The sequence below is a fragment of the Arthrobacter sp. NicSoilB11 genome, from assembly GCF_019977375.1.
GTDB lineage: Bacteria > Actinomycetota > Actinomycetes > Actinomycetales > Micrococcaceae > Arthrobacter.
Map to the genome: position 1 here is coordinate 144,218 of NZ_AP024659.1, position 26,993 is coordinate 171,210.

Here is a 26,993-nt window from a genome sequence, read left to right on the forward strand (position 1 = left end):
GATGGTTGTGCTTATTTGAAAACGACGGTGCGGTGGCCGTTTAGGAGGATTCGCTGTTCGGCGTGCCACTGAACAGCCCGGGACAGTGCTAGTCGCTCTGCGTCCTGACCTGTCACTGCTAGTTGAGCTGGGCTGTATTCATGTCCGACGCGGAGGACTTCCTGCTCAATGATGGGTCCCTCGTCCAGTTCGGCCGTGACATAGTGTGCCGTCGCCCCGACGAGCTTTACCCCGCGGTCAAATGCTTGGTGGTAGGGCTTGGCGCCCTTAAATCCGGGAAGAAATGAATGGTGGATATTGATGGCCTTGCCGAAAAGTTCGCGGCAAAGGTCGTCGCTGAGCACCTGCATATACCGGGCTAAAACGGTTAGATCCACGTGATGTTCTGCCAGGAGAGCCAGGAGCTTTTCCTCTGCTTCTTGCTTGGTTTCCGGTGTCACTGGAATGTGGAAGAACGGGATGCCATGAGCGTCTGCAACTTGCTGGAGAGTTGTATGGTTTGAGGCGATGAACGGAAAATCCACCTTAAGTTGTCCGGAGCGCCAACGGAAGAGTAAGTCGTTGAGGCAATGCTCAGCTTTGGAAACGAGCAATGCAACCTTGGGCCGATCGGCGGCATCAACCAGCGTCCACTCCATCTCGAATGTGGAGGCCAGAGCGAGAAAAGCTTTTTTCAGGTCGCCAACGGATAGGGCCGCTGGGCAGGACACCTGCACGCGCATGAAGAATCTGTCTTCTGCGTTGTCGTCGAACTGCTGACTGGCAAGAATATTGCAGCCGTGGGATACCAGGAACCCAGAGACAGCATGAACGATTCCAATCCTGTCTCTGCAACTGAGTGAAAGAATTACTTGGCGGAATTGGGCGTTTTCCATAGGACTCCTATTGGGAGATTTAGTTCGTTGGGGTGCCCGTGCGGGGAGGGACGGTTTGGACAGTGCCTAAAACTAGGCTTAGCCCTGCCATCTGCACCTGCATCCTGCCTCGACCATACGGCCCAAAATTCGGCGCGACCATGCAGTATTTGTATGAAAAGATCATAGTTTTCATACTCCAGAAGGCTGACAACTGAGAAAGCGGGAGCTTTCTGTGCACGTGTGGGTGCTGGCCTCACCGTATGCCTAGTCACGCCCACACTGCGCCGGTGTCGGCGACGCGCATAGGGGCCCTTGGCGAGCCGTGCTGCCGTCGCCCCGCTACACCGAGACTAGCGCCCCACAGCTGACACCTGGCGTCACCGCCTGCCAGAGCCACGCGATTACCTGGTCGAAGGAGCCGGCTTGGCCCAAATGCTCACAGGCACCAAACCGAGTCACCTTGTGCTGTTCTCCTGAAATCGTTGGCAGTCGGCTTCCCCAAACAGGGAGGGCACGACGCGCGACCGTCTATGGCGCGGAATGACCGAATAGCAACTGCTTCCATAAAACCGCTCGTGCCAGCCCAGGTTGGTCGGGCTGCCGGATTCATGAAGGCTTCTACATCCGTGGCGGATTGCGTGGCGCAACTGTCAAGACGGATTCTGAGACGTAATCGACCATGCGGCAGATCGCAGGCCTCCGTACACCGCCCATATGAATCACGAGCGATGTTGCAATGAAAAGGCTCCCGCCCAGGGGGACTGGACGGGAGCCTCTAGGCTTTGGGGCAATTTCGGAGAGTGCTGCCCGTCGCCGCAGTTGAAGCAAAGCGCCGTGGCCTGCCTGCAGTTAGTAGTGCAAATGAGGCCCCTACGTGGAAACCGCAGTCTTCCTCTTAATCCGGACGGACGCCACAAAGCCGATGAGGAACACGGCAACCGTCCCGATCATTACATAAGGCAGTGCGCTCAGCGGCCCCGCCACGGGGTACAAGATTCCATTGACGTAAAGCCAAAGGACAGTAGCCGATGCCAGGACAGCTCCAATGTTGACCAGAACGGACTTCCTAGGGCCGGTGCGGTTCAACAACACCGCACCGCCGATGCAGATGAGGAAGTATGGAATTACCCAGAAGTAGACCAACAACGTAGCGATATAACCATATATTTCCAGCGGCGCGGCTGATGTTAGCCATAGCATCACTGGGGGACCAACAAGCGAAGGAATTCCAAGGAAGCCAATAGCCGCCACTGGACTCTTGTGGCGCTTGCTGACCCTGGTTAATGCAGAAGGTAGGAGCCCGTCTGAAGCAGCACTGACAACAACTCGCGATCCGTAGTTGAAGAAGCCGATGAGGCTGGCGAAGACGGCAGCGGCAAGTACCAGGTCACTGATGTTCGACAAAAGGCCTACCCCTGCTGCTTCAGCTAGTACCGCATTCGGTGAGACACCAAGGGCAAGTTGATCAGCGGAATCGACAAGGGTGGGTACCTGGATCACTGTGGCAGCAAGGAAGGCCGTGCCGAGGACGAGGGGAACCACCATGATCGCCCGAGGAATAGCGCGGGTCGGGTTTCGGGTTTCAGCGCCAAGGGCTGCGCTGCTTTCGAAGCCGATGAAGAATGTCGAACCTATTGCTAAACCTTGGAGGAAACTGTTGAAGGTGAAATCGCTGAGGCTAGCTTGCCCCAGCAAATCGATATTTCCTGCGAAGGCGGTTGCTACGGTGATAGTCAACATGACCGGTACGGAAACGACTGTGAGGATTACGCTGGCCCGGACGGACACATCCAAGCCACGATAGGCGATACCCATGGCCACCAGCGCGGCCAGGACATAGATAACCAACTGAGTGTCCGGTCCTGCTGCGCTAGGCAGGCCCACGGACATGAGGAAACTTCCGATATACAGGCCCAGCGATACGACCAGAACCATAACTACAACTATGTAACCGGGCACCATGGCTGCCGCGATAATGAGCGGACTCCACGAGCCGAACACGTGGCGAATATACGAATAGAGAGACCCCGTCCCGATATACCGTCGCGCGAACACGGTGATAAAAAGCCCGATGATTGTGAAAGCCACGACGGAAGCGGCCATCGCTAACCACGAGGAACGCCCTGTGTAAGAGGCGAGAAACGCTGGCACTGCTGAAAGACCGACAGCGGGGATGAAGGACGATATTGAAAGTCCCATCACCTGCGAGCCGGTAAGGTGCCCTAACTGCAGATCTGCGTGGGCTGTATCTTGAGTCGGTGGGCCGTAACCACCGCCTGCTGATGCTCCTGCGTTTTCACAAGAAGTTTGCAAAGCTGTACGCCTTTCAGGTGAGTCGAGGCCACGGAGCGGCTACGACGCGTAAGTGTAATTTTCTTTAGAACCTTGTTAAGGCAGCGGGTGAGAAGATGCGTCCTTACACCTACTCGATAGTGACTTCGACGCGGTTGGTTCACGACTGATCTGTTTGTTCAGCCCGAGTCGTTCGCCGGTATTTTTTCAGCGCCTCACCAACTGGCCCAGCCTTTCGGCAGGATGCTATCCAGAAGGGGTTGAGTCTTGCTGTTCTCGCACGAATGAGAGCACCGCCCTCCCGCCTCACGGAGAAACCAAGTGAAGCCGCCGGTCAACCTCGACGATCGATACGCAGGGATCGCTTAAAGAAGCGTCACGTCCTCGCTAGGGTGCTCCCAGGGGGGGCTCAGAACCGTTCAGCACAGCTTTGGGAGTCGAGCCATGAGGGGAGTCGATCCGCCGAAGTCATTCGTTAACTCCCCTTACAAAGGCCACACATTACGCAGCCGCTCCCGGGGTCCGAAATTGGGCTAGTGAACAAATTGTGGGCTGCCTTCGTTCTTTAGTACTAATTCTTCCCTCATCCACCAGTACTAAGATGCACGTATGGAACAGCAAATGCTGACGGTCAGGGATCTTGTTACTGCCCAAAGTCTGGGTACGAAGGTAATTGCCGGCGCGGGCGGCCTTGACCGGCAAGTTCTCTGGGCGCATAGCTGTGAGTTGAGTGACCCCGACCGCTGGCTCGGTCCGCATGAGTTACTGATGACCGTGGGTTTGTGCGTTCCACGAAGTGCCGAGGAACAACGGACTTTTATTGGCAAGCTTGACGAGGCCGGCCTTGCCGGTGTTGCCTTCGGGGATCACCCAAGTCTTCCCCCTCTCACGCAGGAACTATACGAAGAAGCAGAGAAACGCTCCTTTCCTGTGCTTCTTACGAACGATGCCACTCCCTTCGCCGCAATCGGGCGAACAGTTGCTGCTGCTACGGCCACTACCCAAACCATGCAAGTACTCAAGCTCAGCAAGCTCTACCAGTTGTCCACCTACGCCCGTACTGATCCGGTACGGATGATGAATGATTTGCAGGCGCTTCTTAGGGCTGGGCTCAGAGTCTTGGATGAGCAAACAGGGCTCCCAATTGTGGAGGGCACACCGCTGGAATCCATGCTCTCTTTGGCACGTGAACGCACCTATGCGCTCCCGGGGGACAATGACTCCCGGCTCATGATTTTGGAATACCCCGGGGAGGAGGTCAGCAGTTTCCTGCTAATCCACGTCCTGCAAGTGGTGGATGTCGCCTTGAGTCAACTTTTAAGGACTCTTCGACGCCGTGCGGAACGCTCCGCGCAAATGCTAGCGTCCGTCCTGGAAGGGCGGAGCCCGGAAGGCTTGGAGACCCTGCTTGGCCCGGGCGGCACTTCACTGGGATATCAATTTGTTGCAGTGGCAGCAGAGGACGGCAACAAGGTCGCCCGAGCCGCCTCCATCAAGTCACTGCCAATCCTGGCTGGCTCCGGAGGCAATTCGTTTTTTGTCCTAATGCCCGAGCAGAGCCGAAATGAGGTCAGGCAGCTGCTCCGCCGCCTCGACATCCGGGCCGGAGCATCGTCAACTTACCTTGACCTGCGGGATGCTAAAGCAGCTGCCGATGAGGCCGCAAAGGTTTTTTCATCCGGTGGGACGAACGACCAATGGACCGATTTCGTCGGAGTCCCTGTATCGCTGCTTACTCGTTCCAAAAAGGAAGCTTGCGCCATTGTTCAACAAGTGCTGGGTGGGCTTGCGGCTGCAGATCCTAAATCGACTGCTCTGCGTGAAACACTTTTCGCCTTCCTTGCCCACGACCGCAGCTGGAATGAAACGGCAGCCGCTCTCGGAATCCACCGTCAAACCTTGTCTTACAGATTGACCAGAATCAAAGAGGTCACAGGGCGAGACATCGCTTCTTCAGCGGATTTTTCGGCCTTCTGGCTCGCGTTTCAAGCCTGGCCGTCCTACTCGTCCAAATCCGACTGAACCCTACTGTCAAGTGCGATTCCAGCTGCTTTTCTGGAAGAGAGCCGTACCAAGGTTGGCGTCCCTTCCCGGTAGTTACGATCCATAACCTCTGCCTTTGAAATCAACAGTTCCCACTGGGAGTCCTAGGAATCACACAAAAAGCGCTCATAATTTTGGCTTTCGGTATCATGACTGCCGCCGCCGGAACGTCTAACTTCGATGAACAGGGGTTGTCGTTGGTTTCATGAGATACGGCAACCCCTGCGCAACAAGAACCGTAACCCAATTTACTTGCACCTTTCTATGGGTTGATACCTGTTCTTGCGCAGGTCAAGTCCCTGTAGTTAAGCCCTCCCCTTACCCTCTCGTCCACGAGAACCTGGGCTTGAGGAACAGAAAGGTCCGATAATGACAGCAACAGTTCCGGCCGGACACATCACAAAACCGGTCAGCTCCGTCCCCAGCCTGGGATGGCACCCTTACCTTTCACTTGAGCCTGCCGGTTCTGGTTGCGAAGAGCATCCGTGCAGATTTTGCAACATTCCGGAGACCGATTGATGTGTCGGGGAAGGGCAGGCAAGGGGCTGTGCTGTGCGTAACGGTATTCAACACGCCCGCGCAACGCCGCCGATACTATACATGCGCCCTCTAGCCAGAGGTACATCCCGTTTGACACGTGTGCAAATGAAGTTGCGAAGCGAGGGACTGCAGTTAGGTCGCGTCGTTTTTCGCTGGTCCTCGATTTGTCCAAACTGCAGGCGCCGCCGGAGAATGATCAGCACTTACCGGGGTGGATGTCGCGGACGCTGCGGACGCCCTTGGCGTCGAAGATGATAGCCTTTCACCTGCAGGCTGAGGAGGCACATGATTCGTTTCGCGGGACTTGCTTCTAGCTAGAAGCGGCAAGGGCCCGCGGCTGCTATGTTCAGAGAAGGTTATCCAGGACCTGTCAATTCCGATATCGGCACCTCGCCACAACTAACTTGCTCCTTTGACCGGTCAGGACCGAAAATACTTCACGGCTGGAGCAGAGGCGGGCGCTCTCACTGCGATGCATCCTGTCGAGGGTATTCGAGTCCCCCGTGGGCACAAGTAATCTCCACTGGCGCCCTTTCCGTTTCGGCAGCAGCTCTTCGACCCTTTGTATTTGACTGGCAAAGCCCGCTAGCAGCAGCCGGTAGGCCGGTCATCAATCCCAGCCAGCTCCATTGGTCATCGCTCGAAGCTGGCCCAGACCAAGTCTCTCTACGGCCAAATAGGGCCACAAGCAACCAATCCAACAGCGGTAGTAATGCCACGCAAGAACTTCCTTACTTCACCGACTCAGGCGTGCTCTCCCAACGCCAAAGTACCTACCGAACATGGGTTGCAGCACCTTGACCTACAACAGGCGATTCATCTGCTCTATGGTGTCGATGTCCTCGCCAGTGGATTCATCACTGCAATCGACAAGGTCTACGAGCCACGGTTTCCGCTGCAAGAAAACCCGAGCCCCCGCATCCCCGCTAACAGTGCTAGCCACCGCTGACCTGAGTTGCGCATCGATCACCATGGGGTGACCCCTACGGAGCACTCCATCGTTTTCCATGGCGCGATACGCAGCCGAAGTAATGCGCCTCGGCCGATGGGAGAGGAGTAACCGATGAACAATGGCGACGGTAAGCCCTGGCTGATCTACCAGAGCTACGAGGAGGTGGTTATTTGGATGTGCTTCGGCATCACCGGCAAGGTAGGAACTTCCCATACCTGAGGACCAGTGGGAGTTCACCACCACCCGATACGGTTCAAGGTCTGCTTCGGCGCTAACCGCTTGTGCATCCGCTCCAAGAACAACCACAACCTCCTGACATCCGCCGGCACGCAGCGTGTGAGCGGCTGCCTCAACCAGAGTGCGGCCGCGGTACGGCAGGAGTGCCTTAGGACCACGCCCAAGACGTGTTCCGGCGCCGGCTGCCAGCAATAAGCCCGTTACCCGCGCCAAATCCCTGTCCTCCTGCGGGGGGTTCCTATGCGCCGCATGAAAAAACTGTCAGGTCCCATTGCCTGGTGCGATTCTGACGCAGCCTATAGTCAGTGCAAAGGATTAGCTTTCTCTCCCCCAGCCCTTCTAAGCGGATCCAGATAATCCCAAGGGAAGGAGCACTCGTTTCCACGACGCCGGAGTAGCGTGACGTGTAATCTTCAATTACCTGGATCCGGTCGCCCTCCCCTAGCATTTCCAAATCAAGTAGCTGGCCTTCGTCAAGTCTGCTGGGTGTGCGGTCTTCCGCTGACTTTGAAACCACCACGGCCTTGGTTGCCACCAACGCCTGCCACTGTCGGGTGTCTTCAAAAGGTTGCGTAGCCGACTCTTTTAGGTGCGGCATGGCTAGGCCGGGTCCGAGTGCACAGCGCCAGCCGAATCGCGCAGAGGGCGGCCAGTCCCTTGCCACCGTTTCGCAATTATTTCTGCCACAACTGACACTGCTGTTTCCTCCGGTGTCCGACCGCCGAGATCAAGTCCGATCGGACTATGAAGCTCGGCAATCTGCTTCTCCATTACTCCAGCCTCCAAGAGGCGGTTGAGTCGGTCCTCATGTGTCTTTCGAGAACCCATGGCACCTATGTAGGAGGGCCTGTATTCTTCTTCCAGCCGCAAAGCGATATCCAGGACAGGGACGTCGAACTTGTGATCATGGGTGAGAACACAAATGACCGTTCGGTTGTCCACCTTTCCCGCCGAAACTTGTTCCTGAAGGTAAACGTGAGGCCACGCTACGATCACCTCGTCAGCTCCAGGAAAACGGGCGGCGGTCGCAAATACTGGGCGGGCATCGCAGACGGTCACATGAAATCCGACCATTGACCCGGCCCGCGCGACTGCGGCGGCAAAATCGATGGCTCCAAAAATGATCATTCTGGGCTTCGGCTGATAGGAAGAAACAAAGACCTTCGCGCCCGTTTCCATGCGTTCTCCTCGGGGACCGTAGGTGAGCACCTTGGATTCGCCGGAAGCCAGCAGGCCCCTTGCATCGTCAGCCACTGCATGGTCCAGCATATTGCTGCCAAGGCTGCCTACAGCGTGGGTCGGCCAAACCGCCAGCCGCTTTCCCAGTATTTCAGGCTGGTCATGTTCGACGACGGTCGCTGTGGCAACAGGGTTACCGTTCTGGACGTCCTGGACGATCGTCCTGATTTCTGGGTAACTTTCCTTGGTGACTCGTTCAACGAAGACGTCGATTATTCCGCCGCAGGTTAGTCCAACCGCTACAGCGTCATCGTCGCTATAACCAAAGCGTTGCAGAACAGGGGTACCGTCTTCGATGACATCCTGCGCGATTTGGTAAACAGCTCCTTCAACGCAGCCCCCGGAAACTGAGCCGACGGCTTCCCCAGCGGTGCTTACAGCCATCGCAGCGCCCGCCGGCCGCGGGGCAGATTTAGACGTGCTGACGACGGTGGCGAGGGCGAAGGTTTCTCCGCGCCTCGTCCACTCTGCCACTGCTTCAATAACGTCACGCATTTGCTATCCGATCTGCTAGGTCCCTGAAAGCAGCCATGGTGTGGCCCGCGACCAGGGCATCGATGTGCGGGAGAACGGCCTTAATGCCGCTTTGTATAGGTTCATATCCAGATTTTCCCCGGTGGGGGTTGGACCAGATAACACGATGGGCCAGGCGATGGAGACGGGATACCTGATGCGCAAGATCTCTGGTATCCCCACGTTCCCAGCCATCACTTGCGATCACAACTACAGACCCTCTGAGCATTGCGTGTTGTCCCCAGAGGGCGATGAAGGCCTCTAGGGCTTCGCCCAGCCGGGTGCCTCCAGACCAATCCGGCACAGCGAATCCTGCGTCCAACAGCGCCACTTCCGGATCCGGGTGCTGCAACGCCGCCGTCACCCTGGTCAGGCGTGTGCCAATGGAAAATACTTCTGTGGTGTCGGCGTTGGTGGCTAAAAGCCGATTACCGAAGCGAAGAAAACTATCAGCGTAGGCTTCCATGGATCCCGAAACATCCACAATCAAGACAACTCGGCGGGGCTTTTTCGTTCGGAAGCGATACTGCAGTTGGCCTGGTTCGCCGCCTCTTTTTAGGTGGTCTCGGACAGTGTGTGCCGGATCAATGCGCTTGTGGCGATGGGTCCGCTTGTAACGAGCCCTTCTTAGCGGTGCTTTAATAGGCAGAGCAGCAAAGGCCTCTACAAGGTACCTCTTTTCCTCCGCCGACATGAGGGCCACATCTCTGTGTTGCAGGGATTCATCCCTGCTAGCCAGTGCAATCTGTTGCTCAAGTTCCGGCTGAGGGCTGTCGCCGCCTGCTGCGTCGGGCAGGCTTGCTTCCTGTCTCTCCGAAAGGGGCACAGGTACCGGAGGCTCGGATGAAAACCACAAGCGGAACGCCCGGTCGTAAGTCTCAAAGTCCGACCTGCTCTTACACAACGTAGCGCGTCCGGCCCAAAAAACCTCGTTGCGACGCTGGAGATCCAGAACGTTTAGGGCCTCAAGGTAAAGGCCGACCTGTTCTGCCCCTACGGTCATCCCCTCATGTCTAAGCGCTCCTACGAAGCCATAGAAAATTTTCAACCCTACTTGTGAGTGCATCGCCAACACCATTCACGTTAGGTAGGAAAGATGGTTCTCAAGGTGCTCAGGATCAGCTCCCTGTCGTCTTGGTCTTTGCAGAGGGCGCCAATAGTTAAGCCTGCACTGTCGGCGTCGATGTCCTGCCCGCCAAGGCGGTTCAAAGCCTGGGCCCAGTCGAGCGCCTCGGCTACCCCAGGGGAACGCCTCAAGCGTCCCTCGTTGCGCAAGGACTGAACCACGTCGACCACCTGCTGCGCCAGCTTCTCGTCCATGCCGGGCAGCCGGGTCCTGATAATTTCCAGTTCGCGGGCCGGCTCTGGATGGTCGATCCAATGGAAGTAGCATCGCCGTTTCAGAGCCTCGTGTAACTCGCGAGTCCGGTTGGAGGTCAGGATTACGATGGGTGGAACAGTAGCGGTGATAGTGCCCAACTCGGGTATGGATATTTGGTTTGACGCGAGCACTTCCAGGAGGAAGGCTTCAAATTCGTCGTCCGCCCGGTCAACTTCGTCGATGAGAAGAACGGCCGGCCCCCCCTGCAGGGCCCGAAGAATTGGTCGTGGCAGCAGGAACCGTTCGGTGTATAGGGACTGCTCTAGTTCCTCCGCACTCGTTGCCGAATTTGCTGCTTCCAGTGATCGCAAGTACAGAATCTGACGTGAAAAATCCCAGTCGTAGAGCGCCTGGGTCGATTCGATGCCCTCGTAACACTGCAGTCGGATCAACGGGATCCCCAGCATCTTAGCTAAAGCTTCAGCCAAGGAGGTTTTGCCCGTGCCGGGAGCACCTTCAACAAGCAACGGCTTATTCATGGCAACAGATAGAAAGACGGTGGTGGAGAGACCCTCGTCAGCCAAGTAGTTGACTGCCTTAAGCCGCGCCGCCATCTCACCGGGGCTTTCCGGTTTGGTCACATTGTCGTTACTCATTGTTTCGCCTTGCTAGTCGGTTTTAGAGGTCGTGGAGTGCGGCTTATGGCGATGTGAATTTATGCAGACACTGCATACAAGCAGTCGACGAGGGTCCACCGTCGTACTCAAACGTAAGAACAGCCGGTTCCGGGATGCCCCGCCCTATCGACAAGGCAGAACACCCCGAAGCCGGACCGCTCGAAGTGGCCCCCTTGCTATTCCTGCAGGTTGCTCACGACCATAGTCTTACCCTTAGCAACCCAGATATCTGCCCGCCGGTCGTTAAGCACCGGGAAAGAAGTGCGCAGATCGTTCAACGAATCGAAATCGAGACGCGCCTTGAGAACGGTTTCCTCTTTCTCTGCCTGCGCCAAGATATTTCCGTTGCCGTCCACGATCTGACTGTGACCACCCAACTCCACCTTCTGGTCAGATCCTGTCATGTTGCACTGGACGACAAAGGTCTGATTCTCGATTGCCCGCGCGCGCCCCAGGGTCTGCCAGTGCTGAACTCGCGAAAGTGGCCAGCAGGCCGGTACCACATTTAGCGCCGCACCCTCCGCTGCGATATGCCGATACAGCTCAGGAAAACGAAGATCGTAGCATGTGCTAAGCCCAGTGATGGCCGTCGCGCGTTCCGTCTGCAGCTCCACGATCACGGGCTCGTCTCCCGCTGCTATCAGCTTTGGCTCTCCGTCGGAAAATCCAAATCGATGGATCTTTTTATAGGTGGCACGGATGGATCCTGCAGGGTCAAAAAGAACCGATGTATTCCACATGTCAGAAGCGGCACTGCTTTGCTCCGTCACCATGAAAGAGCCGGCATGCAGCCAGGCCTTTTTTTCCCTGGCCATTTTGGACAAGAAGGTGAACACCTCACTGTGCAGCGAGATCGCGTTCGTTCGCCAGCTGTCGTAGGAGAACCCGCCATGAAGCCAGAGTTCAGGCAGAACGATCAGGTCCGCTTTGTCGATGCCAGAAATCAAGTCCTGCGTACGCGAAATCCTGTCCTCGAGGAGCTCTGTCGAATCAAAGCTCACCTGAACAGCTGAGACGTCAAGCTGCCCGCTATTTGGGACCAATCCACGAACATTCATCGATTCAGGACTTTCGGTTGCTTCCGGCCGCAACACCTGCCGAGAAGACTGCAATCAGTGCAGCAACGACAGAAATAATTGCAGGGAGCCATTTTCCTACTTCGGGAACCTCGACCTGAGTGCCAGTGCCCTTTTTAGCGGCGCGGGTTTCCTTCGCCAGCTTAATGAGGTCCAGAGCTTCTTCGGGTTCCGCCTGACCAGGCTGCTTTAGTTCCCTTCCTGCGGCTCCGTCAGCTTTTGAGAGCTCTGTCGATGCTTCGCTCCGGGACTCGCTTCCTGAAGTCATCTCCACAGCCAACCTTTGAGCGAAGACTCCAAGGATGGCCGTAGCCGCCTCGTTGATCACACCTCGCCCGAACTGAGCGATTTTTCCAGTCATGTCCAGCTCCGTCTGAACAATGACGGTTGCGCCATTGGCCTCAGGCTCAAGCCGTGCGGTGATGGTCGCGGACATGTTCCCTTGCCCACGAGCATCCTTGGCACGAGCTTGGATTACTGCGCGCCGTCCCTTTTCATCGACCTCAATGAAACGGGCAACGCCAACATACTCGGCCGTAATCGGGCCGACCTTGATCTTCGCCTTGCCCTCGTACTCATCACCGTCAACGCTGGTGATGGAAGCGCCGGGAAGCATAGGCGCGATTCGCTGCAGGTCCAGCAGGACGGGCCACGCCTCGTCCGGCGGGACAGGCACGGTGAAAGTGTTAGTCATCTCCATGATCGGTTTTCCTTAAAAGTTCTTGACTACGGATGGTTCATCCACTGCGGGGAGCCCAAATGCGAAGTCGGGGTTTCCAGGCTCAAAGCTACCCCCGTGCTGTAGACGGGACGCCATTCTTTTCACTTTCTGGAGATAGGCGTTCCCCTGCTGCAGTTGCCTGGTTTCCCACCTCTGCAGGGATTCCTGCAGATTGTCGTTCTCCGTAAAGACTTCTGCAAGAGTACGTGCGTCGTCACAGGCTTTAGCTCCACCCGCAGCAGCGTGAGGCCTTGGGGTCACCGCCGCGTCTCCAATCAACAGAACACGGCCATGAACCATGCGCTCGACAGTGGCATCTGCAACAACAGTCACAAATGGGGATGAAGCTTTGAGTACGAGGTCCCTGAAAGGCGCGAAGAGACGCTCACCCTTGCTATGGAACTGACGCAGATTGTGCGGATTCAGTGAGTTGTTGTGGACAGACGTTGGGAGCCTGATGCCGCGAACGTCCGTCATGAGTTCGTCGAGGTCAGCTCCTTCAGGGACGTTCCAATACCACTGAAAATTCAAACGCGGCGACTCTGAGTTTTCCCGGCCCGGAATGGGGTAAGCGATGAGGTGACCATCATTCAGAAGCCCATACGTGAACTTGTCGTTAAAGTAGTTCCACACATCGTCGGAAACTTCGCCCGGCTGGAGCACCCCTCGCCAGGTGACGTATCCTGCGTACTTCGGTTCAATGCCCAGCAGGCGTTTGCGAACTACTGATGCTCCGCCGTCAGCGGCGATCAACCAGTTCGCCTCGGCCTGGGTACCGTCTGAAAAGCGCAACTGTACGGCGTCGGAATCCTGGTTGAGACCGACGAGGCACTTACTGGTGTGGTAACGCTCCGGCCCAAACAGTTCGTAAAGCGCTCCGTATATCGAGTCGTAGCTAGTGAAGCGCCAGTCTGCAGGAACGGACCCGAAGCTTTCTCCAGTCAGTGCGTCGACATATTCCATGGATGACGACGGAACACTGATCGAGTCCAGCTCGACACCCTGCTCCAGCAAGTAACGAACAAGCTCCGGCTGGACGACAATGCCAGTGCCGAAGCCCGAGAGGGGCTGGGGCGACCGTTCATAGACATCGACCTCAACGCCCGCATCTCGAAGCATCAGCGCTGCCGTTAGCCCAGATATCGAACCTCCAACTACCGCAATACGTTCGGTTGTCGGGCTCATGCGTCCTTCCTTAATGCCATGGCGAGCGGACGCATTGGGGCGCCGCTCGCTCCCCGAAGACGGATAGGAGCAGCGATCAGGCAAAATTCCTTTACTCCATCCGCTGCCAGTTCCTCCAGGTTCAACAGTTCCACCATGGGCACACCTGCTTCCGCAAGGAAGTGGGTATGCCCGGGAAGCCAGTTGTCTTCATGCTCCGACGGGCCTACCTCCACGCATTCCTGGTCAGCACCAATTGCAGAAATGTTTTGGCTTGTAAGCCAGCGGGCAGCATCCAAGCTCAGTCCCGGAGGGTTTCCAAGAGTCTTAGTTCCATCCGGCCAATGACGCATACGTCCGGTACGAACCAAGGGAACATCCCCTCTCTGCAATACGAGGCCCGCTTTTTCCAGTGCCTCTTCAATATCTGCAGTGGTGATGGCGTAGGAATCAGGCAGGCACTCTACGTTCTTTAGGCCAGCAATATCCAGCAACACGCCGCGGGTGATGATTGGGGGAATCGTCTCCGCTCCACCCTTGGTCCAGGTCCGACTGCCCAAATTCTCTTCCGGTTTGTACCCGTTATAGATCTGTCCGTCGACGCCGAAGTGGTTCAGCGAATCGATGTGAGTCCCGGTGTGGGTATACATGAATACAACATCTCCGGAGTAGCACACGTGCCTGTTGACAGCCTCGCCGACACCGTTGAGGTTATCCACCACCGTGCCCTGAGGGGTGTGGCTCATGAAGATTTGGTAGCTGGGATCGCCAGCTCCCTGAAAGCTGGGCATCCCTACGAAATAGTCAACGCTGAGGTCATAAACCCGCGAGGGGTCCGCCCGCTGAAGAACGTCTGCCCGAACAGACTCGTCGAGGAGGTTTAATGCTCCCCTCTCGTCGTCGGGGCCCCAAGGGCTAATCCCTACCTTCACGTCAGCAGTCTGGCTCATCAGAACGCCTCAACTTCGTAGTCCACTACAGCCCTGTCCGCGAACATCGGCATAAGTGTCGCAACTACCTCAAGGTGAAAGGGATCGGTGGAGTACTTGTCCAGATCAGCCCAGCTTGCAAAATCAGAAATCAGGACACCATCCCACGGCGCACCGTTATCGCCAGGGTCGCCCGAATGAGTGCCGATCTCCCAGCCTTGAATGAAACCCAGACGCGGCGGAAGGGTGTTGAGAATTTCAACAATCTCCTCCTGGTTGCTTCCTTCGGCTACGCGCCATGCAAATACGTGTCGAACTTTAGTCATCAGTTGACCTCTCATGTGTGTCTTGGATTACCCGCCGGGTTGTATGTTCAGTTTCGTAAGAGCAGCGAAGTTGTCCCACTGGCGGATGCCACAAGTTACAGTTGTGCTTTGTTCAAACCTTGACAGCGGGTGAAGATCTGCTCGGGAGTGACTGGCAGCCGGTCCGTGTGGATGCCATCGGCAATGGCATCATCTACCGCGGAAGCGATTGCCGCGCCGGCGGCAATGATGCCAATTTCGCCAAGGCCCTTGGCGCCAAAGGGATTGTCTGGCGACTTGGCATCTTCAGTTACGAAACAGTCGACGTTCGGCATCTCCTGCGCGCCCGGCAACAGGTAGTCCATAAACGAAGTCGTAATTGGCTGTCCGTCCTCTTCGTAGAGGAACTCCTCGTAAAGGGCGCCTCCAATGCCTTGCACAGCGGCACCAATGATCTGACCCCTTGTGGTCAGCGGGTTAATTACACGCCCTGCTTCCGTGGAGGTCGAGAAGCGAAGTATCTTATGGCCGCCCGTGCCAGGATCTAGTTCGATTTGCACCAGCGTCACCCCGTACGGGTAGTTCATGGCGTTGTTCACGTAGACCGCGTCCGCCGCGAGGCCCGGCTCATCATTGTCCGCCCTAGCCGTGAAAGGGTCCCTCGCCGCCGCAATCTCGTACAGCGTAATTTGCTGATCAGTGCCCTTGACCTTGAAACTGCCTGCCGCCAATTCGAGGTCTTCCGGATCAACCTCGAGCATCTCAGCTGCCAGACGCCTGGCTTTATCCACCACTGCAAGCGCCGCCTTGCGGGCAGCACCCCCAGCGAGAACAGTTGAACGGCTGGACCAGGAGCCGACGCCGTCCGGAATGAGCTCTGTGTCGCTATGGACGATGTCAATGTTTTCGGGAGCGATCTGTAGTTCTTCGGCGACAATCTGGGCCAGAACTGTCTCGATTCCCTGTCCGACCGAAGAACCTCCGGTCTTGACCGTAACGCGGCCTGCGCGGCTGACTTCGACACCACCTGTTTCGAAAAGCCCCAGCCCTGCCTTGTCCATAAGCACGCCGAGGCCTACGCCAACTTTCCGGCCCTGCGCCCGCAGTCGTTTGGATTCTTCAATCCACTCCGAAAAGTTTGCCGCCTCCAGCGCTTCGCCGAAGTGCTTTACTACATCTCCCGAGTCGAAGTGGTAAGGCTCGTGGACGATATCGAGACCAGGCGTCCACGGGAGGTCTTCCGTGGTAAGAAGGTTTCGCCGCCGGAACTCCGCCTTACTGAGACCGATTTCTTCACATGCCAGATCGAAGATCCGCTCACGAGCAAAAGTGGATTCATATCGTCCAGGTGCGCGATAAGCGCCGACAGGTGTTTTGTTGGTGAAGACGGCGTGCAGGGTAGCATCGTAGGCCGGAACCCGGTAGGGGCCGAACACAATGCCGGCGGTAATGTCGCTGACTAGTGGCTCGGCTTGCCTGAAATAGGCTCCATGGTTGTGGAAAATTTCGTCCTTCATGCCCAGAATTTTGCCCTCAGCATCGAGCGCGAGTTCCAGCTTATGCACCATTTCCCGAGCATGGGACGTGGATGTCATGTGCTCGGCGCGGTCCTCAGTCCATTTGATCGGGACTCCCAATGTGCGGGCTGCCCATGCTGCAACGACGTTTTCCGGGAAGACTCCGCCCTTCACCCCGAAACTGCCGCCGATTTCTACGTGTTTCATCCGGACATTGACCTCGGGAAGATTCAACATCTTGGCGATGATCCTGCGGTTGTCATGCACATGCACTGTGCCCCAGATGAATAACGTGTCCCTTGCCGGGTCGGGCTGCACCACTACGGCCCGCGGCTCCATAGGTACACCGGAATGGCGGTTCGTAACGTACTTGTGGCGGATGATGTGCTCGGCCTCGGCAAAGGCCCGGTCAATGTCGCCGTAGGCCTTTTTAATGCGTGCACCTTCATTGCCACGCCCCGGAAAAAGCTCAATCTCACCGGTCAACGCTTCTTCCGGATCCAGGAGGACCGGGAGCGGCTCGTACTCGATAGAGACCAGTTCGGCCGCGTCTTCGGCAAGATAGGGATCAACGGCAAGTACGGCAACCACCGGCTGCCCCACATACTGCACCTTGTCTACTGCCAGAACGGGGTGGCTAAAGTCCTCAATATTTTCGTAAATCTCGTGGTATCCCAGCTCTTCCAAGAGGATGGAACCCAAATGCCGCGTGTGCTCAGACGTGACAACCATTCGTACGCCCGGAGTCTTTGCGGCTTCAGTGACGTCTATGGACACGATCCGCGCATGGGCCTGTGTCGAACGGACAATGCGCATATGCAATTGCCCGGGCACTCCCAGATCGCCAGCAAATGTTGCTGATCCAGTGAGGAGCCGGCGGTCCTCCCGCCGCAGAACCTCCTGGCCTATCCATGCCTGTCTGTTGCCCTTGTCCGCGTCGGCCGTGCCGGTATCAGGGATGAGCGTTTTAGCCTTTGCCATCATGGGCTCAGTATGTCACCGGGCCGGGAAGCCCGGATGTTCAGGCATTGACAAAAACACCGCCTAAGTATCCGCAGTTAGTAGGCGCCCTCGCGCCGCTTCCATAGCAAGATCATTCCGCAGACCCCTTGTGCGGGGTCACGGAAGTCTGAATTTAGGGAGACGGCAGTATGACTGTAACTTCGCAAGTGAAACCTGAAGATGAAATGCTGAACTGGGGACGCCTTATCCTCGACGGCGTTTCCTACTCGGACATGGTGGGTGCCCGCGATAGGCCTAAGGAGATTACCTGGTTTGACTACTGGATGAATCTCGCAAATGAGTACGAGCAGGAAGCGGAAAGTAAAGTGGCCCTGGGCCACGACCTGTCCGCCGGTGAGCTCCTGATGTCAGCGGCGCTGTGCGCCCAGTACGCCCAGTTCCTTTGGTTCGATGAGCGCCGACAGAAGGGCCAATCTCGAAAAGTTGAACTATACCAGAAAGCAGCCCCACTCTTGTCCCCGCCCGCACAGCGACACGAACTGGTGGTTGACGGCATTCCGATGCCTGTTTACGTGCGAATTCCGGAAGGCCAGGGACCACACCCCGCGGTCATCATGCTCGGTGGCCTGGAGAGCACCAAAGAGGAAAGTTTCCAGATGGAAAACCTGGTGCTCGATCGGGGCATGGCTACTGCCACGTTTGACGGGCCTGGGCAGGGCGAAATGTTTGAACACAAGCGGATTGCCGGTGACTACGAAAAGTACACGTCAGCGGTAGTGGATCTACTCATCGGACTTGAAGCAATCCGGAACGAAGCTATCGGAGTTTTGGGCCGAAGCCTGGGCGGTAACTATGCGCTCAAGTCGGCCGCATGTGAACCGCGTCTGGCGGCGTGCATTTCCTGGGGCGGATTCTCCGACCTGGACTACTGGGACCTTGAGACTCCCTTGACAAAGGAAAGCTGGAAGTACGTCTCCAAAGTTGACACTCTGGAGGAAGCAAGGCAGCACGTCCATGCTGCTCTGGAGACCCGGGACGTCCTACCAAACATCGCATGCCCTACATACATTCTGCACGGCGTGCACGACGAAGTTCCACTGTCCTTCGTGGACACTGTCCTCGAACTGGTCCCGGCAGAACACCTGACCCTGGTAGTTGAAAAGGACGGCGATCACTGCTGCCACAATCTGGGAATCAGGCCCAGGCTTGACATGGCAGACTGGCTCCAAGATGTTCTAGTGACGGGAAAGACACCTCCCCCGGCTATGAAGGGATGGCCGCACAATGGATAAGATCAGGAAAGTCAGCACGGGCACCGCCCCGCTTGAATCCTGGCAGCCGGACGGTGTAGTCGTCCATGAGGGAAGCCCGAACGGGCACGGGTTCACGCTCTTTGAACGCACTTCCTCTCCACAATTCGGCACGGGTATCTTCACTTCGCAGCCGTGCACAACAACTTATGAACTCACCGATAACGAGATCATTTACGTTGTCGAAGGCTCCGCAACGCTAACTCTTGCATCCCAGGAGCCGGTCCCTGTAACCGCCGGCGACCTGGTATTCCTTCCGAAGGGACACACGTCTACTTGGGAGTTTCACGAGCCATTCAAGGAAATCTGGTTCTTGGTGGAGTAGAAGCCGCTGGCTGGCAGCGACTCCTCAAAGGGGTTCACTCAGAGGGCGGGTTGCGGGAGACCGGGAGAATCCTCCAACCCGCCGAGCTCCAGCTTCATAGCCTCGACCATCCGCGAGAGCCTGATGGCGACGGGCAGTTCATCTCGGAGCAAGCCACGTGAACCTATTTTGCCTTCGATGAGTTTTAGACGGTAAGCGATAGTACGGCTGTGAACTCCCAGACGCTGTGCTGCCGCTGCCGCGTTCTGGCCCGAAGCAAAATATGCTTCGAGAGTTTCGACTAACCTACTTGGGGGGTCTTGGTGCAACCCGAGGCCCCCCAATTCGTCGGAAATAAATGAAGTAACGGCAGCGAGATCGCGCGTAGCCAACGCTTCAAGCATGACATCTTCATACCAGGTGACCTGGGTGCCCAGTTTTTGGGCGACCGAGTCGGCCTCCAGCGCTCGTCTGTGCGTAACTACGAACCCATCCAAGCCTTCGCTCAAAGTCCCAAACGAAATCCGCGTGTCCTTCGGTAGGTCACTTGACAGGACAACCTGCCGTGGTGACGGCAATCGACTCGACCACTCGGCCCAAATATAGCCGGTCTCATCCTCGGCTGTGATAACAAGGGGACGGATCCTAGATGCGCTGCCGAGGGTCCGAGCCACAGCCTCCACACCGTCACCGGACACAACCGCAGCAAGATGCCGGCCTGAAAGGTTATAGGAAAAAACTGTCGAATCTATTGGCAGTCCAGCGAGGAGAGCCCTCAGCGTCGAAAGCTTCCTCCGGTTTTGACTCTGCCTGGAGAATGCAGTGCTCTCCATTTGGTATGTCTCGATGATGGACGCAGAAACTCTATCGTTCCAGGCAAAATGGCTTGCACTGGCATGCCTCAGGACCTTGGACCTTCGAACGGGATCGGTGATGATTCGGTGCGCCTCCTCAAGTAGAAACTCCCACAAAGTGGCCTGAGCCGCCCTGGATCCCCGGAGCAGGTGATGCAAGTCCACGCCGGCCCGTGCCGCCAACCTCACCTCCCGGAGAGTCTCATTGGAAGCCCTGGTTGCCCCGACCCGCCCTTGACCGATGTATTCGAGGACATCACGCAGGGAAGCTGTGATGGTTTCCGATTCTGCCTCCGTGAGGGACGAGTTACGTGTCGCGGCGGAATAGTCTTCGTACGTATACTGCAGTCTCGCCCGGATGCAGTCGTAGATTTCAGGAATCCTTGCCTTCACTGCAACGGAAAGTTCGTCCAGTCCTTCCTCAATGGTCATACACTGAGACTATCAAGGGGCCTGGTCTGTGCCGAGACCACAGCGCATGAAATAGGAACATGATCCAGACACAACATCTATCGGCAATATCGGCCGCCGTCACATCAGATATCGAACACTTGTCCGACTCGATGGTCCGCCGACTCCATGATGACGTTCAGGCCGGTGTGGGCTTAGATCCGGCACTTTCGCTGCGGCGGTCTGAGCGGCTGTCCGCCGCCCTGCTATCTATCAGCAGGGCCTTGTCCGGGTCAGACGAACCAGACGAAAATTTCCTGCGGGAGGCCACCCTTGAGGCGCGCGAAACAGCCCAAGCCGGTGTGGATCTACTCGAACTCATCCACACCTACAGAGTGCTGCAATCTGCGACCTGGGATGTGCTCCTAGACCTCACAACAACTCTTGTCCCAGATGCATCACAGCAATTAGAGATCCAGAAGTGGGTCTCCCAGTTACAGCACCGATGGCATGACGTGGTCGTTGCCAACGTCATCGACGCGTATCGTTCCGAACAGCATCGATTCTTCTACAAGTCTGAGGATCACCGGCTGAGGAATGAGTTGCGGGACTTCATTTCAGGAAGGCGCACGGCCCGACCTAACGCTGCCTACCCCTTCGAAGGAAACCACCTATCAGTGGTGGCCTGGGGAAATGATCCGAAGGGGATGATCACCCTTGCCGCCACCATCCTTAACAGCAATGCGCCACTGATACTGGAAAGCACCGGCGGAGCTTTTCTGGGCTGGTTGCCTGTATCAGATGGACTGAGCTCTGCAACGCAATTGACAGAAGGCGACCTGCCCGATGGAGCACATCTTGCCCTGGGATCCCTTGACAAGGGTTTCTCCGGCTTTCGGCACAGTCACCAGCGCGCATGGAGAGCTTACAAAGTCGGCCGTCTCACGGGGGCGCGAATAACGCACTATAGCGACGTAGCTCTGGAAGCTGTCTTCGCCACAAATATGCAAGCGGTGCGTGATTTGGTCGCGCAGCAGCTGGGTCCTTTGCTCACCGATCCCCGCAAAGACATACTCTGTGACACCCTCCGGGCGTACTTCTCAGCCGGCTGCAATGCGGTAGCGGCCGCGACAGCACTCCAGGTTCATGAGCGCACCGTGGCCTACCGTCTCAGATCCATTGAAGAACGGCTTGGCATCAGCGTTGCCGAACGCCACGTGGAACTACTTGTCGCACTACGACTTTATGGTTTGCTGAAGTCAATCGCCCAAACAGACATCCTCTGAGTTAGGGCGCTCAGCATCAGCGCTGCTTGGAATTGTCTGTTCTAGGCAGGTCCGGGCACTGTTTTGTCCCATGACGCAGAGCGCAAAGCCATACCAAGGGGGCAAAGTAGTGGCATGAACAATGAGCGCGGCCGGCGGTATTGCCCGTGAAGCCACCTTCCTTCGAATACGTTGTTGCCGACTCGGTTGAGGATGCGCTCCGCCTACTCGCGGAGGGAGGCGATGACGCGAAAGTCATCGCCGGAGGTCAAAGTTTGGTCCCGCTCCTGAATTTCCGGATGGCCCGTCCCTCACTTCTGGTCGACATCAACCAGGTGCCCGGTTTGGCAAACATAAAGAAGACCGACCATGCTATGGCGATTGGCGCCTTGACCCGTCATGCGAAGCTAACGACCTCCAAGACCATTTCGCAAAACCTTCCAATCTTGTCGGAAGCGGCAGCGTGGATCGCGCACCCTCAAATTCGTACCCGAGGAACGATTGGCGGCTCTCTTGCACATGCTGATGCTGCGGCAGAGCTGCCCGTAGTCCTGCTAGCCCTTGACGCCTCCGTCACCGCACGGTCTCTACAAGGCGAGCGAAAGATTCCTATCAAGGAACTGCTAGTCTCACATTTCGTCTCGAGCATCCTTCCCGGCGAGCTCATTGTGGAGGTTAACATACCTCTGCTACCTCCCGGCACTGGTGCTGCATTTGATGAGTTCTCTCGGAGGCATGGCGACTACGCCATAGGAGGAGCGGCATCCATCGTCACCCTGGACGAACACGGCAAATGTTCGCGGGCGAGAATTACTGTCCTGGGTGGAGGATCAACCGCCATCCGCTGCCAAGAGGCGGAAAAAGTCCTAATAGACAGCACCCTGTCCAGCGCCGACGTTGCCACAGCTGCCCGGGTGGCGGTACAGGGGCTTGATCCCGTGCCCACAGTGCACGGGAGCGCTCCCTATCGCACCCAAGTTATTCGGACAATCGTCGAACGAACCCTCGCCCAAGCACGGCACCGCGCGAGACCGACAAAGGAAAGCATGGAATACTGATGAACGCCTTTCGCCTCACGGTTGAAGTAAACGGAGTCAACCACGAAACGGACGTCGAGCCTCGTCGGCTCCTCGCAGATTTCCTACGCGAAGACCTGCACCTCAGAGGGACACGGGTAGGCTGCGAGCACGGCGTTTGCGGTTCCTGCACTGTGCTGATGGATGGTCAGCCCATTCGATCCTGCACCGTGCTGGCAGTGCAGGCGAACAACGCCAGGATTGAAACAGTCGAAAGCCTACAGCAGGAAGGCGACCTTCACCCGCTACAAAGTTCCTTCTCAAAGTGCCACGCCCTGCAGTGCGGTTTTTGCACATCAGGTTTCTTGATGTCTCTTAAGCCTCTCTACGACGACGAAGACGTTACCCTCGATGAGACAACCGCTCGCGAAGCTATTTCCGGAAATATATGCCGGTGTACGGGATACCAACAAATCGTGGAAGCCACAGTAGAAGCCTTCCAATGTAGGAATCACAGCAGCTGACACGCGTCGGCCACGTCACGTCAGCGCTAACGGTCTCATGGCCGTTCGGCCATGGCTGTCACCTCCGCGCCGGTTGCGGGCTTTGGGGAATCAGGCAGTTGGTCTGCGAAGTAATGCGGCATCTCGTGAGGTGATGAATGCAACAGAATGCGCTCCCGGGCGGAGACGAAACTATCCGGACGCACGAACCCTGTGGGCGGCTCTGGCAAGCAGTTTCGTTGCAGAAGATACTGCTCCGCGCAGCCTCCGCGTACCAAGATTCTGAGCAGGTCTCGATGTGGGAATCCTGGCCAAACAGCTGAGTGACCGGAAATCAAGGCGGCAACTGCCGATAGGAAGCCACTAACCGCAAGATTACTGCAAGACCCCTTGGGACAGTCCCCCCACATTTTCCGGGCCAGACACGACTCCTCCTGGCTCGGGATCCACCCTCGGTCATGGACTGCGGGGAATGCAACGGCCTGCATTTCCCGCAGTCTTCGTGGGCTATGTCGCTCTGCACAGGCGGGGCGACGTCTGCCGCTGGCCGTTGTCAATGGCCTTTGGTTTCTGCCCACGGGCGGCCAGTTAATCGGCCCGCTGGTGGCCAGTAAATCTGCCCGGTGATGGCCAACAGATCTGCCCACTGAGGGTTTTCGGTGGGATTGGCCATCGTCGAGGGTTTGTTAGTTCAGTTCGGTGACTCCTTTCCCGGCGAGGGCTTGAGTGAGTCGGATGGAGTCGCCGCTGGTTTGGCAGACGTGGGCGTGGTGCAGGAGCCGGTCCACGGTTGCCGTGGCGAGGGTTTTGGGCATCAGTTCATCGAAGCCGGCGGGGTGCAGGTTCGAGCTGATCGCGACGGAGCGTTTCTCGTAGGCGGCGTCCACGACCCGGTAGAGTCCTTCGGCGGCGTCGGTGGCCACCGGGAGAAGGCCGATGTCATCGATCACGACGAGTTCCGCGCGGAGGATTCTAGCCACGGCCCTGGTGACGCTGTCGTCGGTGCGGTGTGCGCGGATGAGGGCGCCGAGGTCTTCGAGTCTGAACCAGGCAACGCGCATCCCGGCTTCGACGGCTTGCTGGCCGAGGGCTTCGAGGAAGAACGTTTTCCCGGTGCCGGAGGGCCCGCAGACGACCAGGTTCTCGCGTCGGGTGATCCATTCCAGGGTGCGCAGGGCTTGCTGGGTGGGCGCCGGGATGGAGGAGACGGCGGGGTCCCAGACGTCGAAGGTCTTCCCGGTCGGGAAGCCTGCTGCTTTGCGCCGGGTGGCGAGCATGGACCGGGCCCGGCCTGCGGCTTCTTCGGTGAACAGTGCCTTGATGATCTCGGTTGGTTCCCAGCGCTGGGCGCGGGCGGTCGCGATCAGCTCCGGTGCCAGTGCCCGGGCGTGGGGCATCTTCAGTTGCCGCATCAGCGCTTCCAGTTCGGCCGGCAGGGCCGGGGCGGTGGTGTTCGTGGTGGTGACCGGGCTCATCGGCTCTGCTCCTTTGCGGGGGCGCTGGACGGCTCGGCGCCGAGGCCTGCCCAGGCGCTGGTGCCTTGGGTGAGGGACCTGGTTTCGTTAGCGGCGTGGGTGGTGGTGCGGCGGATGTTCGCGTTCAGGATGGAGGGCAGGTCGCCGTGGGCGAACCGGCCGTGCAGCGCGGCGTCTCCCAGGGCACGGTCCACGGACTCGGTCCCGGCGATCTTGGCCAGGGTCACGGCCTCGGCCATTTTCATGTTCATCCGGCCTGTTCCTGCAGCCGCGGCTTCCACGAGCCAGGTCTTGGCGCCGGCGCCGATGGCCAGGAACTCGGCTTCACCGGCGGTGCGTGCCTTCACGGCGTAGTCGCCCGGGGTTCTGGTACTGGTCCCTGGGAAGTGCTCCTCGATGACCGCGGGACTGCCGGGCCTTGCCCGGCCGTGGCGGGCGACTTCGACCGGGCCGGTCGGGCCGTGGTGGACGATGATGACCTGTTCGTCAGGGCCGGTGCCGTGGGAGCGGACGAACACCTTCGCGCCGAGCAAATGCGACGGCACCGAGTACTGGGCGTTCTCGAAGGAGACCATCGGGGTGTTCTCCGGGACTATACGGGCCAGCCCGAACGCGACCGTGTGCGCGGTCTCCGGGATCCGGTGCAGCCGGGCCGCTTCCTCCGCCAAAACCATTGCGGGTTTACGTCGGGTGGCCCGGTGTTCGCGGTTGTTGACCTCGTCCATGAACGCCTCGCAGGCGGCCTCCAGCTCGGCAAAGGAAGCGTAACCGGGCCTCAGGTTCGTGTCGGTGGGCACGAGGTCGGCTTTGGCCAGTTTCACCGACGCTTCGACTCCGCCTTTCGTTGCAGGGTCCGCGGGCTGGCAGGTCAGCACGGTGACCCCGTAGTGCCGGGCGAAGTCCAGGGTCTGCTGGTTCCGCACCGGAACCCCTGCGACATGGGCCGTTGTCACGGTTTTCTCGTTATCGGTCAGGACATACGTTGGTGCCCCGCCCAGGATCCGGAAGCACCGGTCGAGGGCTGCGAACACGCTCGGCGCGGTCCGGTCCCGCAACGGGATCACGATCCGGAACCTTGAGAACGCCAGCCAGGCAACGAACAGAATGGTTTTTACGCCGCCGATCCGTGGCCCGTCGCCGAAGTCGTACTGCAGCCACATCCCAGGCTCGGTGATCCACGGCCGGTGCACACGGGTGTGTCCGAGCCGCCACGCGGCCTTGACCTGCGCGATCGCCCGGCGCGTAGACCGCTCGGACCCCTCATAGCCTAGGGCGAGCAGCTTTTCGTGGGCCTTGTCGGCGCGGATCCGGCCCTTGGACGCCTCTACCCATTCCTCGATCTTAGGCAGGTAAGCGTCCGTGACCCTGGGCCGGGGCGCCGGTTCTGCAATTGGCCGGCCGGCGTCCCGCGCGGCGACGTGCCTGGCTACAGTGTGGTGCGAGCAGCCCGTGAGCTCCGCGGTGGCGCGCAACGATCCGGTCAGATCATAGGCAGCAAGAATTTCCATGATTTCTCCGTCATGCTTCATACAGGGCCTCTTCCTGGGACGACATTTGGTGCGACTAGACACCGTCATCAAATCCCGGGGAGAGGCCCCCGCCGCTGAAGACGCGGCAGGAACAGTTGAGGAAGTGGGCAGATCTCATGGCCACCAGTGGGCAGTTCTACTGGCCGTCAGTGGGCAATTTCGTGGCCGCCTATGGGCAGTTTTTCATGGCCGCTTACAGGCCGTCTCCTGCAACTCGAGGAACTTGTCCCCTCCCCTGTGTTAAGCGCTACCGTAACGTTCCTTAGTGCTGCTGATGGCGTATCCAAGCCTGCATCCGAATCCAAAACGAACCCTGGTGTCAGCGATGCTCGAAAACTGAGCCATGTTGCGTGGGCTTGCCGTCTAGCGGTGGTTGCAACACCTGAGCGATTATGAGTTGCAATTGGGCCAGATGAAAGGACCGCCGAGGGGTCGATGCGCTCCACCGAAGATGGCTGCCCGGGCTCACTATGATCAGCTGATAAAACAGGAAATGGGCAATCCTGAAGCCTGCCGCATCGTGGGAACCAGCCGTAGTCCCGGCACTCGGTGGCGGCACGGCCAAACGGTCGTCTAAAAGTCCGGAGACATCAAGACGTACGCACCGATTTCACAGCAGCGGCCTGCAGGGATCTCCGCCGTCATCTCTCCGAGCCGGAACGGATTACGATTGCGGACCTACTGCATGCCCGGCGTAGCATCCGTGCCATTGCCCGGCAGCTCGGGTGCAGTCCGCTACCGTGAGCACGGAGATCAGCCGCAACCTTCACGAACCCTCTGGCAACTACCGTCCGCAGACAGCCCTGCGCAGTGCCGAGCGCAGAAGGAGTCGTCAGCGAACCGGGAAGATCGCAAGCAAAGTCCCGCCGTCGTCCGATCCAGGAGCTGTGGGCCTTCGTCTGGGAGCACCTCGAACAGCGATGAAGCCCCCGCCAGATCGGCAACCGGCTGTGTAGTGTCTTCCTGGACAGCCGGAATTGCACGTCGCGCCTGAGACCGTC

Annotated in this window: 21 protein-coding genes; 6 read left to right on the top strand and 15 right to left on the bottom strand. The window is 57.9% G+C overall.

Going from position 1 to position 26,993, the window contains the following annotated elements:
* Positions 1-11 precede the first annotated feature (11 nt).
* Positions 12-875 carry a formyltetrahydrofolate deformylase gene (gene purU / locus LDO14_RS21355; protein WP_159630031.1) on the bottom strand — a complete coding sequence of 288 codons (864 nt, stop codon included), beginning with the start codon at positions 873-875 and terminating at the stop codon, positions 12-14.
* Positions 876-1,727: 852 nt separating this feature from the next.
* Positions 1,728-3,056, bottom strand: coding sequence for an APC family permease (locus LDO14_RS21360; protein ID WP_159635063.1), 1,329 nt, complete (start codon positions 3,054-3,056; stop codon positions 1,728-1,730).
* A gap of 702 nt (positions 3,057-3,758) precedes the next feature.
* Between LDO14_RS21360 and pmfR the strand changes: the two genes are divergently transcribed.
* Complete coding sequence (gene pmfR, locus LDO14_RS21365) at positions 3,759-5,171, top strand: transcciptional activator PmfR (protein ID WP_223917529.1); 1,413 nt, start codon at positions 3,759-3,761, stop codon at positions 5,169-5,171.
* Positions 5,172-6,534: 1,363 nt separating this feature from the next.
* On the opposite strand, the gene nboR is transcribed toward pmfR, so the two are convergent.
* The 10 genes from nboR to kdhC all read right to left on the bottom strand — a co-directional run bounded on the left by nboR (position 6,535) and on the right by kdhC (position 17,367).
* Positions 6,535-7,134, bottom strand: a complete 600-nt coding sequence (nboR, locus tag LDO14_RS21370) for a nicotine blue oxidoreductase (RefSeq protein WP_159630021.1) — start codon at positions 7,132-7,134, stop codon at positions 6,535-6,537.
* A gap of 387 nt (positions 7,135-7,521) precedes the next feature.
* Positions 7,522-8,655 carry an XdhC family protein gene (locus tag LDO14_RS21375; protein WP_159630019.1) on the bottom strand — a complete coding sequence of 378 codons (1,134 nt, stop codon included), beginning with the start codon at positions 8,653-8,655 and terminating at the stop codon, positions 7,522-7,524.
* Positions 8,648-9,676: a VWA domain-containing protein gene (locus LDO14_RS21380; protein WP_159630017.1), complete on the bottom strand. Its 1,029-nt coding sequence runs from the start codon at positions 9,674-9,676 to the stop codon at positions 8,648-8,650. Before LDO14_RS21380 ends, LDO14_RS21375 begins: the two co-directional genes overlap by 8 nt.
* Positions 9,677-9,756: 80 nt before the next feature.
* Positions 9,757-10,650, bottom strand: a complete 894-nt coding sequence (locus LDO14_RS21385; protein ID WP_159630015.1) for a MoxR family ATPase — start codon at positions 10,648-10,650, stop codon at positions 9,757-9,759.
* Between the two features lie 197 nt (positions 10,651-10,847).
* Positions 10,848-11,672, bottom strand: a complete 825-nt coding sequence (locus tag LDO14_RS21390) for a carbon-nitrogen family hydrolase (RefSeq protein ID WP_236560688.1) — start codon at positions 11,670-11,672, stop codon at positions 10,848-10,850.
* A gap of 61 nt (positions 11,673-11,733) precedes the next feature.
* A complete protein-coding gene (locus tag LDO14_RS21395; RefSeq protein ID WP_159630013.1) occupies positions 11,734-12,447 on the bottom strand; it encodes an SRPBCC family protein in 714 nt (237 codons plus the stop codon).
* Positions 12,448-12,459: 12 nt separating this feature from the next.
* Entirely contained in the window at positions 12,460-13,653 is a 1,194-nt protein-coding gene (locus LDO14_RS21400) for an FAD-dependent monooxygenase (protein ID WP_159630011.1), read from the bottom strand.
* Positions 13,650-14,582 carry a cyclase family protein gene (locus LDO14_RS21405; protein WP_159630009.1) on the bottom strand — a complete coding sequence of 311 codons (933 nt, stop codon included), beginning with the start codon at positions 14,580-14,582 and terminating at the stop codon, positions 13,650-13,652. Before LDO14_RS21405 ends, LDO14_RS21400 begins: the two co-directional genes overlap by 4 nt.
* A complete protein-coding gene (locus LDO14_RS21410) occupies positions 14,582-14,887 on the bottom strand; it encodes a Dabb family protein (protein WP_159630007.1) in 306 nt (101 codons plus the stop codon). Before LDO14_RS21410 ends, LDO14_RS21405 begins: the two co-directional genes overlap by 1 nt.
* 95 nt (positions 14,888-14,982) lie before the next feature.
* On the bottom strand, positions 14,983-17,367 hold the full coding sequence (gene kdhC / locus LDO14_RS21415; RefSeq protein ID WP_159630005.1) for a 6-hydroxypseudooxynicotine dehydrogenase complex subunit gamma: 2,385 nt from the start codon (positions 17,365-17,367) through the stop codon (positions 14,983-14,985).
* Positions 17,368-17,534: 167 nt separating this feature from the next.
* Here kdhC and LDO14_RS21420 point away from each other — a divergent pair, with 167 nt between their 5' ends.
* Complete coding sequence (locus LDO14_RS21420) at positions 17,535-18,638, top strand: 2,6-dihydropseudooxynicotine hydrolase (RefSeq protein ID WP_159630003.1); 1,104 nt, start codon at positions 17,535-17,537, stop codon at positions 18,636-18,638.
* The gene (locus tag LDO14_RS21425; RefSeq protein ID WP_159630001.1) at positions 18,631-18,981 is read left to right on the top strand and encodes a cupin domain-containing protein; all 351 of its coding nucleotides are present in this window, start codon (positions 18,631-18,633) and stop codon (positions 18,979-18,981) included. The genes LDO14_RS21420 and LDO14_RS21425 overlap by 8 nt, the downstream gene beginning before the upstream one ends.
* A gap of 38 nt (positions 18,982-19,019) precedes the next feature.
* On the opposite strand, the gene LDO14_RS21430 is transcribed toward LDO14_RS21425, so the two are convergent.
* The gene (locus tag LDO14_RS21430; protein ID WP_159629999.1) at positions 19,020-20,246 is read right to left on the bottom strand and encodes a helix-turn-helix domain-containing protein; all 1,227 of its coding nucleotides are present in this window, start codon (positions 20,244-20,246) and stop codon (positions 19,020-19,022) included.
* Positions 20,247-20,305: 59 nt separating this feature from the next.
* Here LDO14_RS21430 and LDO14_RS21435 point away from each other — a divergent pair, with 59 nt between their 5' ends.
* The 3 genes from LDO14_RS21435 to kdhB all read left to right on the top strand — a co-directional run bounded on the left by LDO14_RS21435 (position 20,306) and on the right by kdhB (position 23,009).
* On the top strand, positions 20,306-21,490 hold the full coding sequence (locus LDO14_RS21435) for a PucR family transcriptional regulator (protein WP_159629997.1): 1,185 nt from the start codon (positions 20,306-20,308) through the stop codon (positions 21,488-21,490).
* Positions 21,491-21,636: 146 nt separating this feature from the next.
* Entirely contained in the window at positions 21,637-22,527 is an 891-nt protein-coding gene (gene kdhA, locus LDO14_RS21440; RefSeq protein WP_159629995.1) for a 6-hydroxypseudooxynicotine dehydrogenase complex subunit alpha, read from the top strand.
* Positions 22,527-23,009: a 6-hydroxypseudooxynicotine dehydrogenase complex subunit beta gene (kdhB, locus tag LDO14_RS21445; RefSeq protein WP_159629993.1), complete on the top strand. Its 483-nt coding sequence runs from the start codon at positions 22,527-22,529 to the stop codon at positions 23,007-23,009. Before kdhA ends, kdhB begins: the two co-directional genes overlap by 1 nt.
* Positions 23,010-23,674: 665 nt before the next feature.
* Here kdhB and istB read toward each other — a convergent pair.
* Together istB and istA are read right to left on the bottom strand one after the other, a co-directional pair.
* Positions 23,675-24,463, bottom strand: a complete 789-nt coding sequence (gene istB, locus LDO14_RS21450) for an IS21-like element helper ATPase IstB (protein ID WP_223917527.1) — start codon at positions 24,461-24,463, stop codon at positions 23,675-23,677.
* Entirely contained in the window at positions 24,460-25,992 is a 1,533-nt protein-coding gene (istA, locus tag LDO14_RS21455) for an IS21 family transposase (protein WP_223993174.1), read from the bottom strand. The genes istB and istA overlap by 4 nt, the downstream gene beginning before the upstream one ends.
* Positions 25,993-26,993 lie beyond the last annotated feature (1,001 nt).